This is a genomic window from Methanocella sp., assembly GCF_035506375.1.
In the GTDB taxonomy this organism is placed as follows: domain Archaea; phylum Halobacteriota; class Methanocellia; order Methanocellales; family Methanocellaceae; genus Methanocella.
The window spans coordinates 59,330-73,563 of the sequence record NZ_DATJPM010000080.1; the positions used below are offsets into that span (position 1 = coordinate 59,330).

At 60.6% G+C, this 14,234-nt stretch carries 18 protein-coding genes; 9 read left to right on the forward strand and 9 right to left on the reverse strand.

What is annotated here, in order from left to right; translation table 11 throughout:
* Nucleotides 1–59: 59 nt before the first annotated feature.
* Both VMC84_RS11100 and VMC84_RS11105 read right to left on the reverse strand, forming a co-directional pair.
* Nucleotides 60–344, reverse strand: a complete 285-nt coding sequence (locus VMC84_RS11100; protein WP_325380612.1) for a chorismate mutase — start codon at nt 342–344, stop codon at nt 60–62.
* A gap of 8 nt (nt 345–352) precedes the next feature.
* Complete coding sequence (locus VMC84_RS11105) at nt 353–1,195, reverse strand: shikimate kinase (RefSeq protein ID WP_349256774.1); 843 nt, start codon at nt 1,193–1,195, stop codon at nt 353–355.
* Between the two features lie 111 nt (nt 1,196–1,306).
* Here VMC84_RS11105 and VMC84_RS11110 point away from each other — a divergent pair, with 111 nt between their 5' ends.
* From VMC84_RS11110 to VMC84_RS11120, 3 genes are read left to right on the forward strand one after another with little or no spacing between them, the layout of a single operon-like run.
* The gene (locus VMC84_RS11110; protein WP_325380617.1) at nt 1,307–2,257 is read left to right on the forward strand and encodes a galactose-1-phosphate uridylyltransferase; all 951 of its coding nucleotides are present in this window, start codon (nt 1,307–1,309) and stop codon (nt 2,255–2,257) included.
* A 51-nt stretch (nt 2,258–2,308) separates the two neighbouring features.
* Nucleotides 2,309–3,556 (forward strand): glycosyltransferase family 4 protein, encoded by a 1,248-nt coding sequence (locus VMC84_RS11115; RefSeq protein ID WP_325380619.1) that lies wholly within the window; start codon nt 2,309–2,311, stop codon nt 3,554–3,556.
* Nucleotides 3,543–3,812 carry a hypothetical protein gene (locus VMC84_RS11120; RefSeq protein ID WP_325380621.1) on the forward strand — a complete coding sequence of 90 codons (270 nt, stop codon included), beginning with the start codon at nt 3,543–3,545 and terminating at the stop codon, nt 3,810–3,812. The genes VMC84_RS11115 and VMC84_RS11120 overlap by 14 nt, the downstream gene beginning before the upstream one ends.
* Here VMC84_RS11120 and VMC84_RS11125 read toward each other — a convergent pair.
* On the reverse strand, nt 3,803–4,363 hold the full coding sequence (locus tag VMC84_RS11125) for a DJ-1/PfpI family protein (protein ID WP_325380622.1): 561 nt from the start codon (nt 4,361–4,363) through the stop codon (nt 3,803–3,805). The genes VMC84_RS11120 and VMC84_RS11125 overlap by 10 nt on opposite strands.
* A gap of 74 nt (nt 4,364–4,437) precedes the next feature.
* Nucleotides 4,438–5,298 carry an alpha/beta hydrolase gene (locus tag VMC84_RS11130; RefSeq protein WP_325380624.1) on the reverse strand — a complete coding sequence of 287 codons (861 nt, stop codon included), beginning with the start codon at nt 5,296–5,298 and terminating at the stop codon, nt 4,438–4,440.
* An 82-nt stretch (nt 5,299–5,380) separates the two neighbouring features.
* On the opposite strand from VMC84_RS11130, the gene VMC84_RS11135 reads away from it, so the two are divergent.
* Nucleotides 5,381–6,187, forward strand: coding sequence for a sugar phosphate isomerase/epimerase family protein (locus VMC84_RS11135; protein WP_325380626.1), 807 nt, complete (start codon nt 5,381–5,383; stop codon nt 6,185–6,187).
* Between the two features lie 317 nt (nt 6,188–6,504).
* Here VMC84_RS11135 and VMC84_RS11140 read toward each other — a convergent pair whose 3' ends face one another.
* Complete coding sequence (locus VMC84_RS11140) at nt 6,505–7,041, reverse strand: hypothetical protein (RefSeq protein WP_325380628.1); 537 nt, start codon at nt 7,039–7,041, stop codon at nt 6,505–6,507.
* Nucleotides 7,017–7,574, reverse strand: coding sequence for a hypothetical protein (locus VMC84_RS11145; RefSeq protein WP_325380630.1), 558 nt, complete (start codon nt 7,572–7,574; stop codon nt 7,017–7,019). Before VMC84_RS11145 ends, VMC84_RS11140 begins: the two co-directional genes overlap by 25 nt.
* 175 nt (nt 7,575–7,749) lie before the next feature.
* Here VMC84_RS11145 and VMC84_RS11150 point away from each other — a divergent pair, with 175 nt between their 5' ends.
* The 4 genes from VMC84_RS11150 to VMC84_RS11165 all read left to right on the forward strand — a co-directional run bounded on the left by VMC84_RS11150 (nt 7,750) and on the right by VMC84_RS11165 (nt 11,095).
* On the forward strand, nt 7,750–8,508 hold the full coding sequence (locus VMC84_RS11150) for an RAD55 family ATPase (protein WP_325380632.1): 759 nt from the start codon (nt 7,750–7,752) through the stop codon (nt 8,506–8,508).
* Complete coding sequence (locus VMC84_RS11155) at nt 8,505–9,017, forward strand: HEAT repeat domain-containing protein (protein WP_325380634.1); 513 nt, start codon at nt 8,505–8,507, stop codon at nt 9,015–9,017. The genes VMC84_RS11150 and VMC84_RS11155 overlap by 4 nt, the downstream gene beginning before the upstream one ends.
* 156 nt (nt 9,018–9,173) lie before the next feature.
* Nucleotides 9,174–10,256: a tetratricopeptide repeat protein gene (locus VMC84_RS11160; RefSeq protein WP_325380636.1), complete on the forward strand. Its 1,083-nt coding sequence runs from the start codon at nt 9,174–9,176 to the stop codon at nt 10,254–10,256.
* Between the two features lie 110 nt (nt 10,257–10,366).
* Nucleotides 10,367–11,095, forward strand: a complete 729-nt coding sequence (locus VMC84_RS11165) for a ribonuclease Z (RefSeq protein WP_325380638.1) — start codon at nt 10,367–10,369, stop codon at nt 11,093–11,095.
* Here VMC84_RS11165 and VMC84_RS11170 read toward each other — a convergent pair.
* Complete coding sequence (locus VMC84_RS11170) at nt 11,092–11,427, reverse strand: hypothetical protein (RefSeq protein WP_325380640.1); 336 nt, start codon at nt 11,425–11,427, stop codon at nt 11,092–11,094. The genes VMC84_RS11165 and VMC84_RS11170 overlap by 4 nt on opposite strands.
* A gap of 38 nt (nt 11,428–11,465) precedes the next feature.
* Entirely contained in the window at nt 11,466–12,314 is an 849-nt protein-coding gene (locus VMC84_RS11175) for an EFR1 family ferrodoxin (RefSeq protein WP_325380642.1), read from the reverse strand.
* A gap of 94 nt (nt 12,315–12,408) precedes the next feature.
* Here VMC84_RS11175 and VMC84_RS11180 point away from each other — a divergent pair, with 94 nt between their 5' ends.
* Complete coding sequence (locus VMC84_RS11180) at nt 12,409–13,674, forward strand: PKD domain-containing protein (protein ID WP_325380644.1); 1,266 nt, start codon at nt 12,409–12,411, stop codon at nt 13,672–13,674.
* Here the strand turns inward: VMC84_RS11180 and VMC84_RS11185 are convergent.
* Nucleotides 13,671–14,228 carry a cob(I)yrinic acid a,c-diamide adenosyltransferase gene (locus tag VMC84_RS11185; protein WP_325380646.1) on the reverse strand — a complete coding sequence of 186 codons (558 nt, stop codon included), beginning with the start codon at nt 14,226–14,228 and terminating at the stop codon, nt 13,671–13,673. The two genes, VMC84_RS11180 and VMC84_RS11185, sit on opposite strands and share 4 nt — an antisense overlap.
* Nucleotides 14,229–14,234 lie beyond the last annotated feature (6 nt).

The following is a 14,234-nucleotide window of genomic DNA, read 5'->3' on the forward strand; positions in this document are numbered from 1 at the left end:
CTCGGAGTGTCGTTTCACTGGCACTGATAAGATAATTTATGAAGCCGCTATAAAAAATATTAGGGCAGCCGCCCCTCGCCCGAAAGCTCATGCTGCCGGCTGATGCTCATGTCGATGATGATCTTGAAAAGCTCCTTGACGGCCCCGGTATCCAGGCCCAGCTCGACGGCCCTCTCCATGGCACGCTTGACGACGAGCTCGTTCTGCCTGTCGTCGTTAATGGCCATGCCTTCCTTCTTTTTGATCTCCACGATGCGGCTGGCGAGCTGCATGCGCTTCGCCAGCAGGCGTAAAATCTCGAGGTCGACTTTTTTTACCTCATCTCGCACTTCTTCAAGGGACATGATGCAACTCACCTGAGCGTATAGGCTCCCGTATTATTAGTCTTTGTTATGATCACTCTACCGGGGTAGGACGACCAGGCGGCCTTCAGCCTGTCCAGCTTTTCGCCTTCGGCCAGCGCCACGTAGGACGGCCCGGTGCCCGACAGGCTCACCGCGTCCACGCCCAGCTCCAGAGCTGCCACCATGGGCTCCGCGCTGTAGCCCAGCGCCGCCGTATAGAGGAAGCCGTTCAGCGTCATGGCCTTCCGGTATTCGCCGCGCATGGCCATTTCAAAGGCCGCGTCCACCCAGGGCCCGATGGCCCGGGAACGGGCAACGTTCGTCTGGCTGGAAAAGGCTTTTTTATCCGGGGCATAGATAACGACGTCCGACTCGATGGTCTCCCGCTTCAGCAGCTCGTTCGTCTTATTATCCGTCATCACGACGCCGCCCAGCATGGAAGCGCAGGCGTCGTCGAAGGCGCCCGTGATTGACACGCCCGAATCGAGCGCCGCCCGCACGCCGAGGCGCGTCATCTCCAGGGGCTCCATGTCCCGGCCGATGGCCCGCAGCGTGGCCAGGACTGTCGCGTTGGCCGCGGCGCTGGACGACTTCAGGCCGCTGGCCTGGGGCAGCTGGCTCTTCGTCCTTATTTTCGCGCCCGAGTCGACGTCGAAATGCCTCAGCACCAGCTCGCAGGCCCTCTCGATGAGCCGCGTATCGCCTCCCCCCTCGATCTCACCCTCGATGAGGTCGCCTTTTAGCGCTACATCGGCCTCCGTCCTTAAGTCTATCCCGAAGGCGCTGCCTTTGTAGGTGGCGATGGCGTTAATGACCGTGCCCGCGCCGAACGCTATGCCGTGGCCATTCATGGTCCTGCTCCGTGCGATATGATAGCACGATTCATATATATCATTATCCAATAATTATGGTAAGCGCTATGCGATAACCTTTATCTACGCGCGCCCTCAAAAACAATCCTCATGAGCGAGTTACGCCGGGACTATTTTCTCGACCGATGGGTCATCATCGCGACCGACCGCGCCAGGCGGCCAAGCGACTTTATCAGGGCTCGCGAGCCTCCCGGGGGAGCGCAGGGCTGCTCATTTTGTCCAGGCTTTGAGGATAAGACGCCACCGAGCAAGGCGAGCTACTTCGACGGGGACCACCGGCCGGACGAGCCGGGCAGGCCCCCTCTGACGGGATGGACAGTAAGGGTGATACCCAACCTGTACCCGGCCGTAAAGGAGGGGGGCGTCATGCTCATGAACGACATGAGCCTGTCCGCTTCCGGGGTCCACGAGGTCATCGTGGAGAGTCCCGTGCACGACCGCCATCCCCAGTTCATGTCCGACGACGAGATAAAGCGCCTCTTCCGCGTCTACCGGGACCGGTTCTCGAAAATCGCAAAAATACCGTACGTCCGGTACATCTCCTTATTCCGGAACTACGGCCGGGAGGCCGGTGCGTCGCTGGCCCACGCCCATTCCCAGATCATCGCCCTCCCCATCGTGCCCCGTGAGATCACCGACCAGCGAGGCCTCGACTATGGCCCGGTCATCAAGGAAGAATCGGGCTCCCCGAGGGCCGTCCTGGAGTCGGCCCACACCGTGGCCATCGCCCCTTTCGCGTCCTGCTATACCTACGAGGTCTGGGTCATCCCGAAGCGGAAGTGCAGGAACATCGCGGAGATGACGGACGAGGAGCGGGACGACTTCGCCGTAACGTCCAGGGACGCTCTCTCCCGCCTGTCGAAGCTGCTTTCGGACCCTCCGTACAATTATGCGTTCGTCCAGTCGATCGACGACGACGTGTACCTGCACCTGTGCATCTACCCCAAGCTCGGAATCGAGGCCGGCTTCGAGCTTAACACGCGGGTCCACATAAACTCCGTAACTCCCGAAAGCGCGGCGAAAAGCCTGCGGGAGATATAGCCGTTAAAAGCCGGCCCCACATATTTTATAAATACAAAATAATTTTTATTCGTGAGGATCGCCTTTTTCGCATGGGAGTACCCGCCCCGCTTAGTCGGCGGCCTGGGCACATACGCCGAATACATAACGAGAGAGTATGTCCGGCTGGGGAACGACGTCACCGTGCTCACCATGAACAACGGGAGCCTGAAGACCAGCGAGGTGATGCAAGGCGTCGCGGTACACAGGCCCCTGGGCGTGGATGTCTCCGGCCTGCTCAAAGTCATCGCCGATGGCGAGCTCCGATCATGGGGAGACCAGCTCCGCTTTTTCAGTTCCATTCTGGTGAACGATATCCTGTGCTGCGCAAAGCTGTCCAACCAGCTCGTCCGGGCCGAGGGGTCCAGGTTCGACATAGCCTGCGTCCACGACTGGATGGGAGCCATGGCCGCCCCCACACTCAAGAGCGAGCTGTCCCTGCCCCTGGTATTCCACGTCCACTCGACCGAATGGGGCCGTAGCGGCGGCCGGGGCAGCAAGGCGGTGAACGACATCGAATTTTTGGGCGCTACGACGGCGGACCGCATTATCACCGTCAGCTACGCCATGAAGGAGGACCTGGCCGGCCACGGCTGGCCGGCGGACAGGATACACGTCGTCTGGAACGGCATCGACCCGGACACGTACGACCCCGCGAAAGCCGCCATGGACGAAGTCGCCGCACTGAGGAAACGCTACGGCATTGACACGGGAAAGATGATACTGTTCGTGGGCCGGCTCAACTGGGTCAAGGGCATCATGAACCTTGTCCAGGCCATGCCCGCCGTGCTCATAGAGCACCCGGAGGCTAAGCTGGTAATCCTGGGGACCGGGGACGAGGAGAACGATGTCCGGCACCTGGCAGCCCGCCTGGGCCTCGAGAAAAGCGTCATATGCCGGTTCGAGTTCGTGTCCGAGCACGAGCGCATCCTGCACTACGCGGCCTCGGACCTCTGCGTCTTTCCCTCGATCTATGAGCCGTTCGGCATCGTGAGCCTGGAGGCCATGGCCATGGAGAAGCCCATCGTCGTCGGGGCGAGCGGCGTATCCGGCCTCAAGGAGCAGGTGGTCAGCGGCGGGGACGGCAGGACGGGAGTTCACGTCGACGGCAACTCTCCCGCTGACATTGCCTGGGGGATCAATGAAGCGCTCCAGGACGAGGTCCGCATGAAGCGCTGGGGCAAGGCCGCCAGAAAGAGGGTGCTGGAATATTTCACCTGGGATAAGGTGGCCCGGGAAACGCTGAGCATCTACGAGGAGCTGTTACATGAGCGCCGATGACGACAGGAGAGCGGTCGCAAGGCGCCTGTTCAGGCCCGAGGATAAGAGGCCGTATGTCTTTAACGGCAAGCCGCTCAAGGACTTAAAGGACTTAAAGGACTACCTCGTCGCATTCACGGGCAGGGAGGCGCTCTGGGTGGCATCCTGGCTCGAATATTTAGGGGACACGGAGTCCGCAAAGCGCATCCGCCGCAAGCCACGGGAATTCAAGGAGATCGTGCTAAAAAGGTATAAGGAGCTGAAGCCTTACCTCTGAACAGTCGTCTGAATCCTTTTGTATAAAAGCGCCAGGATCATGCCGGCAAACTCCTTCGCGTACTCCGGCCCGGCGCCCGTGACCACGTTCCCGTCCACGACGACGCCCTCGCCCACGTATGTCTCGCCCGCCTTTTTTAGTACTTCCAGCGCCTCAGGATCGGGATAGACTGTGCCTTTTCGGCCTCGCATGATGCCCGCGATGGCGGGTATCGCGCCGGAAATACATATGGCGCCGATGATCTTGCCTTTCTCGTTCGCCTCACTCACCTTTCGCAGGAGGGCCTCGTCATTCCACAGATATTGTCTCGCGCCCCGGCCTCCTGCGATGACGAGCGCGTTAAGGTCATCTACATTGATGTCCTCGATGTGCAGGTCGGGGTCAGTCGACCCGCCCTCCGAGCCGTTGATGGTCTTCTTCGTCGTGCTGGCCGTGAGCACGAAGGCGCCGGCCGCGGAAAAAACGTCTTCGGGCACGAACAGCTCCTCGTCCCTGAACCCTTCCGGGGCGGCCACCAGCACGATCTCCGTATTGCCGAGGTCGAACTCCATGAGTATCACGATAAAGAATAGCACAAGCCTGGTAAAGACTCTTTATCTCCGCTTTCACGGAAATCGGCCGGGCCCTATTCCAGTATGAAATCCCGGACTAACGCCTTGAGCTTCCCGGGCTCCTCCACGAACGTGAAGTGCCCGGAGCCCTCGAATATCTCCAGCCGGGAGCCCGGTATGCGCCTGTGGATCTCTTCCGACATCCCGGCCGTCGTGATGAAGTCGTGCCGGCCCACGATGACCAGCGTCGGCGCCTTTATTCCCGCCAGCCGGGGCCGCAGGTCCATGCAGGGCGCCTCCAGCTCGTTGAAGCACTTGAGCGGCGCCATGCGGAGCGGCAGGCCCATTGTACGACGGCGATAGGCCTCGGCGCGCCCGTCGAACTCCCTAAAGTAGAACCTGATCTCGTCAGCCCAGAGCTTCGTCATGTCCTCGTCCGTCCTGTATTCCCCCGCCCACTCCTTCTGCAGTGCGGCATACGACTCCGGGAACCAGGGCTTTTCCCGATACGCCTGGACTGCGGCGTTTATATCCTTTAAGAGCTCGCCGAAGTAGGCCGACGTGTCCAGCAGGACGAGCTTTGAAAGGGAGTCAGGATAGGTGAAGGCGAACTGCTGTGCGATCATGCCGCCGTGGGACCAGCCCAGCACGGCGGGCCTATCCAGCCTCAGGTGCCGCCGCAGCGCCTCAACGTCCGCGGCATAGTCCCCCAGCAGATAGCCGTCCCCGCACGGCGCCGCCGCGGACAGCCCGGAGCCACGGGGGTGCATAACGATGAGCGTGACAAACTCGCCGATGTCCGCCAGGCTCTCGAAGCCGCGGGCGTCCATGCCCGGCCCCCCGTATATGGCTATGAGGGCCGGCCCCGAGCCCGACACTGTGTAGTGAACGCGGACGCCGTTCAGCAGGGCGTCATGCTCTCCAGGTTCCAGCATCGCAAGTACAGTACGGCCGCTTTCCCAATGTATTTTTCGCAGGCGCGGAACCATTATCATCGCGGACGCCGGATTGTTACTCATGTATTATGGAACGCTCGCCGATCCGAAGGGCGATAGCGACATCCTGCAGGAGATCTATTACGCGAAGGATGCCGGCTTCGATTTTCTGGAGATCAGCGCCGAGGGGCCGAAGTTCCCGACCTCGAAGCTTTTATCGCGCGTCAGCGACATTAAAAAAGCCCGGGATGAGACCGGCATCTTCTTCACCTGCCACACGCCCTGGGGCTGGAACGTGGGTAACCCGTATAAGCCCATCCGCGATGCCACGGTGAACGAGGTCATCGACGTCATCGGCTTCGCCGAGGAGATCGAGGCCCGGCTGGTCACGGTGCACATGCACACCAGGTTCGGGCTCTACCCGAAGGACGAGATGATACGGTACATGGCCGAAGGGCTAGGCGCTTTATGCGACCGCGCGGAGAAGTCGGGCATGACGGTCACCGTTGAGAACGTGGACCAGAGCGTCGAGGACTTTAAGAAATTGTTCGGCCTGGAGCCCCGGGCGAAGTTCCACCTGGACGTCGGCCACGCCAACATCTCCTGTAAGGGCGGCGCCAACATCGCCGATTTCATCGAGACTTTCAAGGATCGCCTGTACCACGTCCACGTGCACGACAACAAGGGCGGCCACGGCGTGGACGGCGACCTGCATTTAGCCCTGGGCATGGGCAACATCGACTGGCACAGGGTGGTGAACGCGCTCAAGGCTGCAAAATACAACAGGACCGTGACCTTCGAGGTGTTCTCGAAGAACCGGCAGTACCTGGAGATGAGCCTGGACGTGTTCAAGAGCCTCGCCGGCGGGTGGGCGCCAACCGACGACTGACCACGGCGACACGGAGGCACCACGGAGGCCACAGCGCTTTGTTCACCACGGCGACACGGCGAACACGGCGCCTTTTATTTCCTGAAGGGGGCTGATGCCCCCTCGGAGACCCCCTGCTTACTTTAATATCCTGAAGGGGGCTAATGCCGCGCTGAGCGCCCTTGCTTACCCCTCGGAGACCCCATGCTTAATGATATTATCTGGAAACCGTGTCGCCGTGCGTCCGCCGTGCCGATCATAAAAAAGCGCCGTGTTCGCCGTGTCGCCGTGGTAAAAAATTAGCCGTGCCCTCCGTGGTGCCTCCGTGCCGCCGTGGTCTATCGCGGTATGACGATCGTCCCGTCGGCGCCGGTGAGCTCCACGCATTTTCCCCGGGCGTAGAGCCATGCGGCCAGGGCCGCGGCGCAGGCGTCGTCCTCGTGCTCGCTCCCCGCTTCGGGAAAACGGCCCAGGCCCAGTATGCGCTTAGTAGTGCGGGGATGGACCTCGATCACTCTTATGCCCTCGCCCTCCAGCCTTTTTCTCAGGGAGACGCCCCTCACGGTCAGCTGCCTCATGAACGAGAACCCGGGCGGGAACACCCTGTAGCCCATGCCGATGAGCATACGGTCGCAGGTGCGTATCTTTCTGGGCCCGCAGCAGGCGTCGTCGAAGCAGCACCGGCCGAAGGGCAAAGATAGCGGCGCGTCGATGGCTACAACGCCAGGGCGGCGGCCCAGAATATAGTCGATGATGTCGCTATCGCCGTAAACCGTCGAGCACTCGTAATGCCCGCCGGCGCAGGCGGCGGCCCCGGTGGGATTTTTCGGCAGGGCGGCCAGGTCGATGCCTATGGCTGTATATTCATCATCCATATGACCGATTTCGTGATGTCGAGGTATGTCATCGGGTTATAATACTCGCCGCTCTCTCCCCAGGACAGGTCGGCCTTGATTAGAATGGACGCCGCCTGGTCGTGCTTATCGGTCACGAGCGTGAAGTCCTTGCGCTCGCCCCGCTTCAGGTCGCCGACCTTGAAATTTTGCTGCACGAGCATGTTCCCGCCGTGGGCGTCCGTCTCGGTCAGCGCCACGACGACGTTCTTCGCGTCCGCCGTGCCGTCGTTGCCCAGCACGATGATGATGCTCTCGTACTGCTGGTCGTCGGCCGGCTCCGAGTCGAAGCTGACGAGGCCCTTATCGCCGTACTGCATTATGACCACGTCCGGGCTCATCTGCCGGGCCACTGCCGTCGGCGCAGGCGTCGACGTCGGCGCAGGCGTCGCCGTCGGCGTGGCAGTTATAGTCACGACCACTGGCGTGCTCGTCGGCCCCGGGTTGCTGATGACATTCTGGAAATAAACACAGCCACTGGAGGCTATCGCCACGGCCGCTAAAAGAGTTACCAACAGTAGAGCCTGTGCCTTAATCGTGTTTGGACCCACCCGTGATCTTTTAATGAAAGAGCACTCCCGAGCCATATATACATTGTTGTCTTACCGTGAGCGATCATAAAAAAAGCTCATCCTCGAAATCGTTATTACGGTTGAGCGTCCACAAGCTAGGTATACTGAAATCCACGGGGTGGTTTCGACGACCGAAATAAAAAATAGGGCCAGGTTCGGCATACAGGACCTGGACAACGCGCTCGATGGCGGCATACCGAGGGGGTCGCTCGTGCTCATCGAGGAGGATACGGGGGCCAAATCCCAGATACTGCAGAGCAAGTTCATCGCCGACGGGCTGCTCAACAACGAGTATTGCTACATCTTTAACATGGAGCACCCGCCGCAGGCGATCGTGAGCTCGCTCAACGTCTTCGGCCTCGAGCCGGAGGAGAACATCAACAACGACCAGCTCATCATCATCGACGGCTTCACCGACGCCTTCGGGTGGGGCGAGTTCGTGTCGAAGTGGAAGTACGTCTGCCACGACCTGGCCAGCATCACGGAGGTCCACAACGTGGTCAAGGAGGCCATCGCCGACATCAAGCCGTATAACAATTTAAGGGGTGTCGTGGACTCGCTCACCACGCTCATCCTGGCCAGCGACTCGGAGCGGGCCATTTTAAACTACATTCACCACCAGATGGCCATCCAGAAGAACTACGGCACGACCACCCTGTATACCATCCACATGGGAGCGCACCGCCCCGAGCTAATAAAGGCGCTTGAGCACATCGTGGACGGCGTCATCTGGATCAGCAAGGTAGAGGTGGACGACGAGCCCCGGGACGTCATCCAGATAAAGAAGCTGAGGGACTCGAAATATTCGTCTCGCAAGTACTTTTTTAACGCGGACGAGGAAGGTGCCACTCTGGAAATAATGAAAAAACGCCCATGAATGAGGAGTTGCTCGATAAGCTTCGGGACCCGGACCCCGAAGTGCGCGCGTTCGCCGCATACTATCTTAAAAACCTGGCCGGCGAGGAGGCCATCGAGCCGCTCATCGTGGCCGCGGGCGACCCTGAGGCGCCCGTCAGGCAGGGGGCCGTACACTCGCTCGCTGTGCTCGGATTTCGGACAGGACAGGGGAGAGTTGTCGGCCACGTGGAATACGCCCTGGGGGACCCGTCCACGGAAGTCCGGCGGGAGGCCGCCATGGCTTTGGGCGCCTGGCTCTCTGGAATGGTCGACGACGGGCGGACTGTCCGGTCATTAATAAAAACGCTGAAGGACCCCGACCCGGAGGTGGCCGAAAGGGCCGCCTTCGCGCTGGAGCGCATTTACGATAGGCGGGGAAGCTATGACCTGGCACGGCCGCTGCTCGAGGCCCGGGACGACGTGGACCCGGCCATCCGGCAAAAGGTCAGGGCGATACTGGCAAAGGCTATCCGCATCGAGGACGGTTAAATATTTGGAACAATATGTTCATTAACAACCCAAAACAAAATATATTATTCCCTTTAAGGTGAATAATCGGTAGTTTAATTAGGTATAACTACATAATTTTCGATTACCAAGGGGAAATATATAGATACCTGCGCAGAGCGCGGAGCGTAAGGGGGCATGATGGAAGACCTGAATAGTGCCATAGGCCTTATAACAAAAGGCCTGGTGGTAGACGACCGGATGTCCGGCGGCATTTATAGCAGGCTCGGGGAGCAGGAGCCTCATATCGAGAATGCCCGGGCGCACATGGGCAAAGGAGACTACTCCGGCGTGATCGGCGAGCTCAGGAAGGCCGTCACCAGGACCCCCAACGACCCCGAAGTCTATTACGATCTGGGCGTCGCCCTCTTCCGCGAGGGGAAGCTCGACGATGCCATAGAGTCTTTTATATCTGCGATCAAGCTGGACCCGTTCTTCGCGGAAGCGCATTTTAACCTTGGCGTCGTATTCTCAAAAAAGGGCATGACGGACGACGCCATAAGGGAATACAACCGGGCGGTTCGGCTCAGGCCCGACTACGTGAAGGCGCACTACAACCTGGCCCTGGTGCTCACTAACAAGGGTCTCATCGACCACGCGAAGAGCGAGCTCTCGGTCGTGGGGGACATCCGGCATAAGCAGGCGCTGGAGCACTACAACAAGGGCGTGGAGCTGGCCTGCAAGGGCACGGTCGTCATCGCCATGGCCGAGTTCCGGGAGGCGCTCCGGCTCGAGCCCAGCCTGTACCAGGCGCACAATAACATCGGTGCCCTACTCGCGCATAACGGCATGCTCGATCGGGCAGTGGCCGAGTATGAGCAGGGGCTCAAGATCAACCCCGAGGACCCGGACCTGCACTATAACATGGCGCTCGCCCACAGCGCCCGGGAGAACCACAACGCCGCGTTAAAGGAGTTAGGTGAGGCCATACGGCTGAACCCGAGGTTCGCCGAGGCCCACTACAGCCTGGGAAAGACGCTGGCCGTGCTCGACAAGATGGACTGGGCCATATCCGAGTATAAGGAAGCCCTGAGCGTCGACCCGGACATGATCATGGCCTATTTCGACCTGGGCGTCGCCCTCGAGGCCGCGGGCGACCTGAAGGGCGCCATCAAAGCGTACCGGTTCTTCATCCAGCGCTCTCAGGCGGGAAACGATGTGCTGCGGGATTTCGTCGACATGCGGCTGGCCGAGCTGGAAAAGAAGCTTGAGCAGGCGTGAACTATTTTTTCATCTGCCTCCGCAGTACGGGGGCTCGCCGGGCGGCACTGATAGTATGACAAGGCTCTGTGCCCGCGCCTTTTATATCTAACGGCCGCCTTGTAGCGTGTATGCGAGTCAGGTTCCTGGGCACGAACGGCTGGTTCGACTCCGAGACGGGCAACACGGTCTGCACGCTCCTGGAGGCGGATGGCAGGCACGTCGTGCTCGATGCCGGCAACGGCATCCACAAGCTGGGCCTTTACGCCTCGCGCGCTGCGGTGGACCTCTTTTTAAGCCACTACCACTTCGACCACATCGAGGGCCTGCACACCATCGTCAAGCTCCCGCTGAAGAGCCTGAGGATATTCGGCATGGAGGGAGCCGAAGATACGCTCCGTGCCATCATTAAAAAACCCTATACGGTCCCCCTGGGCGAGGGGCCATTCCCGGTCGAAGTATGCGAGCTTCCCCGGGATAAGGCGAAGGCGCCCTACCTGGAGGACTTCAGGCTTTTAGTCCACTCCGACCCGTGCATGGGCTACAGGTTTCGGCTTGGCGGCCGCACCATCGCCTACTGTACCGATACGGGGCTCTGCGATAACTTAATAAAACTGGGCCGGGACGCGGACCTTCTCATCACGGAGTGCTCCGAGCTTTCGGGCCGGCACAGCGATCTCTGGCCGCACATGAACCCCGAGGACGCCGTGGAGGCGGCGAAGAGGTCCGGGGCGAAGAGGCTGGTCCTGACCCACTTTAACGCGCATCTCTATGATACGCTCGAAGCCCGAAAAAGCATCCAGGCCCGCATGGGCGGAGCCCTCACGGTGGCTTTCGACGACATGACGCTCGAGGTCTAGCGCTTCCTCCTTTTTTGCCGGATGCTTATGATGCCCCGCCTGACCAGCGTGGTGACGACGTACACGTGTAAGAGCGTCGAGGCCAGGATGATGACTATGCCGGCGGCCACGCTGACCAGGACGCCGTAGGCGTCCGACAGCTTCGGCAGAACGAGAAAGAGTATGGCGAGGACGAGCGAAAAGTACAGCGAGTTGACCAGGCTATAGTAGAGCCTGGACTTCTTATCCCCGTACTCCGTATACATGGGAGACGTGAAATAATAGATGAAAAAGAGTAGAGCGAAGCCTATCACGAACATAGCGGCCGTGACGGCCGCAGCATCCATAAGCATACGTCCAATAACATGCTCTTAATGCTCATAAGGCTATGTCAGGCGACGATGTATTGCCGGGCCTTTTCCTCGGGCGTGTCGGCGATGCTCTTGAGCAGTTTTTTGTACTCCCTGTCCGACACGGGCTGCTCGTAGAGCAGTGCCTTGCCCGGGCATACCCGGACGCACTGGTAGCACCGCATGCCGTCCATGCACTTCCAGCTGAACACAGGGTGCGCCTCTCCTGAGGAAATGCTCTTCGTGGGGCAGGACTTCTTGCAGGTCTCGCAGAACAGGCACATGTCCTTGTTGAAAATGACCTTGCCCTCGACCTTCCTGCGCAGGGCGTCCACGGTCTTCTTCCTGGGCTTATCGCGTTTTTTCACGAAGAACGGGTTCGAGCTGGCCAGCGCCATCGGGTCGATGCTCCGGCCGTCGTTATACGATTTTATGACCATCGTAGCGAACTCTTCGCTCCGGGCCAGGTCGATCTCGTTCGGGCGGCCCTCGTTGATCTTAAGCCATATGCTCTGAGGATAGTTATCGGAGGCCTCTATCTTCAGGCCGCCCAGGACCTTAAAGCCGCGCTTCACCAGGGCCGTGGCCGCATCATAGAGGCTGTCGCCCGCCGTGCTGCCGCCGTAGGTCGTAAAAACGAAGGCGCTCCTGCCATTGCCTTTCAGGCCCTCGATGAAGCGCATGACGTGAGGGGGCGGGTAGCCGAAGAACGTGGGGAAGCCGATGCCCAGGATGTCCACGTCCTCGTAGGCCTCGGGGAAGTCGTGGGCGTCCTCCAGGTGCAGCGTCACGTTTTCCAGGCCTTCACCCTGGAAGCGGCCGGCGATCGTATAGGCCACCTTCTCGGTGTTGCCGGTCTGTGAAAAATACAGGATGCACGTGGTAGCCATGGTCGCCCCTTTTTTCATATTGCCGGGAATACTATGTATATTTTCCCCGGCAGGTAACCCTTATATCGCCTGCCGCCAACTATGGTACGATAACATGTTCCCCCATGGCCATCCCCTCATCATCGCGACGGCCGTGGCCGTCGCATTATCCTTTTCGACCCCCGCCGCGCTGGCCGCCACGTACTCGGTGCCCGTGGACTACCCCACGATCAGCGCCGCCATAGCCAACGCCTCGGCCGGCGATACCGTCAGCGTGGCCAGCGGCACTTACCACGAGAACGTCGTGATCGATAAGACCATCAGCCTCATCGGCCGGGACACGGGGGGCAGCATGCCTACCATCGCCGTCACGTCGGGCACGGGCATCACGGTCGCCGCCGACAGCGTCGTCGTGCAGAGGCTGCGCGTCCAGGGCGGCGCCACCGGCATACTGGTCCGGGACTGCGGCCTGGTGAACGTCATGGAGTGCATCGTGGTCGGCAACGGGTACGGCATCACGGTCTCCGGGGCGCATGGCTGCGCCGTCATGAACAACACTGTCAGCGGCAACAGCAACATCGGGATCTATATCCTCAACTCGAACGGCTGCCCGGTTTATCTGAACGAGGTCAAGGGCAACCAGTATGGCATATCCTTGGCAGGGACCAGCTCCTTGTGCTCGGCCTACATGAACGCGCTGGAGTCCAACGGCGGAGGGAACGGCCTGGCCAACGGGTACGTGAACAGCTGGAACTCGTCCATCCCGCTCTCCTATGGCTATGGCGGAAAGCAGTTTTCGGGCTACCTGGGCAACTACTGGGATAACTTGGGCGGCACGGACTCCAACGGGGACGGGATCGTGGACACGGCGGTCCTGCTGGCCGAGAACAACGGCGACCACGCCCCCCTCGTCGCGCCCATACCGGAACGCCCCGCGGCCGACTTTACTTCCGATAGCACAGGCGGCCCCGTGCCCCTGCCCATACAGTTCACGGACGCCAGCGTCGGGTACCCGGTGAGCTGGCTCTGGGACTTCGGGGACGGCACCGCATCGAACACGCAGAACCCGGCCCACATCTACCAGAATAAAGGCTCATATACCGTTACGCTGACCGTGAATAACGTCCGGGGCGAGGGCCAGATCGTGCGGAGCAACTACATCGTGGCCGGCACGACGGCGACGCCCACGCCCACGGCCACGGCATCGCCCACGGCCACGCCCGAGCCCTGGCCTACGTCCACCCCCACCCCGGCCGCGACTGCAACCCCCCCGGGAAGCCCAACCCCGACGGCCACGCCGAAGCCGAGCCCGGGCATGGGCTGGCTTGCGGCGCTCGCTGCAACGGCCGCGGCCTGCGCCCTCGCGCAAAGGGAAAGTTAATACTGGTTCCCCCGCTTCGTCACGAGCTTCCCGGGAAACTTCCGGGGTACGATCTCGTTGACGAAGTCCGCCCTCTCCATCAGCTCAATCGGGGCGAATCTCCCGGTCATCACAACGTCCGTTTCCGCCGGCAGATCGCGAATAAGGCCGAGCACGTCCTCCACGGCCAGGATGCCCATGTGGGCGGCCAGGCAGATCTCGTCGAGCACCAGCAGGCCCGGCTTTTCTGCGAGCTTCTGGCCGGCGAATTCCAGGCCCTTCCGTGCCATTTCCCTATCTGCCTCCTCTATTCCTCTCACCTTCAGTACAACGCCGCCCTCGTTCACCTCGCCCCTCCCGGCGTTCCGGCAGATCCAGCCCGGCCTCCCGAACTGTCGGACCTCGTAGTCGGGCTTGAGCCGCCCCGTTATTTTATACTCGCCAGTATCCTTCCACCACTTTAAGAACTGGACGATCACCACCTTCCTGCCCTGGCCTATTGACCTCAGGGCCAGGCCCAGGGCGCTGGTCGTCTTGCCCGCCCCGGTCCCATAATATATATAGACATATCCCATACAGGC

Bases quoted from the DNA above. Each gene is read 5' to 3' on its own strand.
- VMC84_RS11135 (WP_325380626.1), top strand. From the start codon at position 5,381: ATGTATTATGGAACGCTCGCCGATCCGAAGGGCGATAGCGACATCCTG.
- VMC84_RS11185 (WP_325380646.1), bottom strand. From the start codon at position 14,228: ATGGGATATGTCTATATATATTATGGGACCGGGGCGGGCAAGACGACC.
- VMC84_RS11100 (WP_325380612.1), bottom strand. From the start codon at position 344: ATGTCCCTTGAAGAAGTGCGAGATGAGGTAAAAAAAGTCGACCTCGAG.
- VMC84_RS11175 (WP_325380642.1), bottom strand. From the start codon at position 12,314: ATGGCTACCACGTGCATCCTGTATTTTTCACAGACCGGCAACACCGAG.
- VMC84_RS11165 (WP_325380638.1), top strand. From the start codon at position 10,367: ATGCGAGTCAGGTTCCTGGGCACGAACGGCTGGTTCGACTCCGAGACG.
- VMC84_RS11110 (WP_325380617.1), top strand. From the start codon at position 1,307: ATGAGCGAGTTACGCCGGGACTATTTTCTCGACCGATGGGTCATCATC.
- VMC84_RS11105 (WP_349256774.1), bottom strand. From the start codon at position 1,195: ATGAATGGCCACGGCATAGCGTTCGGCGCGGGCACGGTCATTAACGCC.
- VMC84_RS11140 (WP_325380628.1), bottom strand. From the start codon at position 7,041: ATGGATGATGAATATACAGCCATAGGCATCGACCTGGCCGCCCTGCCG.
- VMC84_RS11155 (WP_325380634.1), top strand. From the start codon at position 8,505: ATGAATGAGGAGTTGCTCGATAAGCTTCGGGACCCGGACCCCGAAGTG.
- VMC84_RS11180 (WP_325380644.1), top strand. From the start codon at position 12,409: ATGTTCCCCCATGGCCATCCCCTCATCATCGCGACGGCCGTGGCCGTC.
- VMC84_RS11120 (WP_325380621.1), top strand. From the start codon at position 3,543: ATGAGCGCCGATGACGACAGGAGAGCGGTCGCAAGGCGCCTGTTCAGG.
- VMC84_RS11170 (WP_325380640.1), bottom strand. From the start codon at position 11,427: ATGCTTATGGATGCTGCGGCCGTCACGGCCGCTATGTTCGTGATAGGC.
- VMC84_RS11125 (WP_325380622.1), bottom strand. From the start codon at position 4,363: ATGGAGTTCGACCTCGGCAATACGGAGATCGTGCTGGTGGCCGCCCCG.
- VMC84_RS11160 (WP_325380636.1), top strand. From the start codon at position 9,174: ATGATGGAAGACCTGAATAGTGCCATAGGCCTTATAACAAAAGGCCTG.
- VMC84_RS11130 (WP_325380624.1), bottom strand. From the start codon at position 5,298: ATGCTGGAACCTGGAGAGCATGACGCCCTGCTGAACGGCGTCCGCGTT.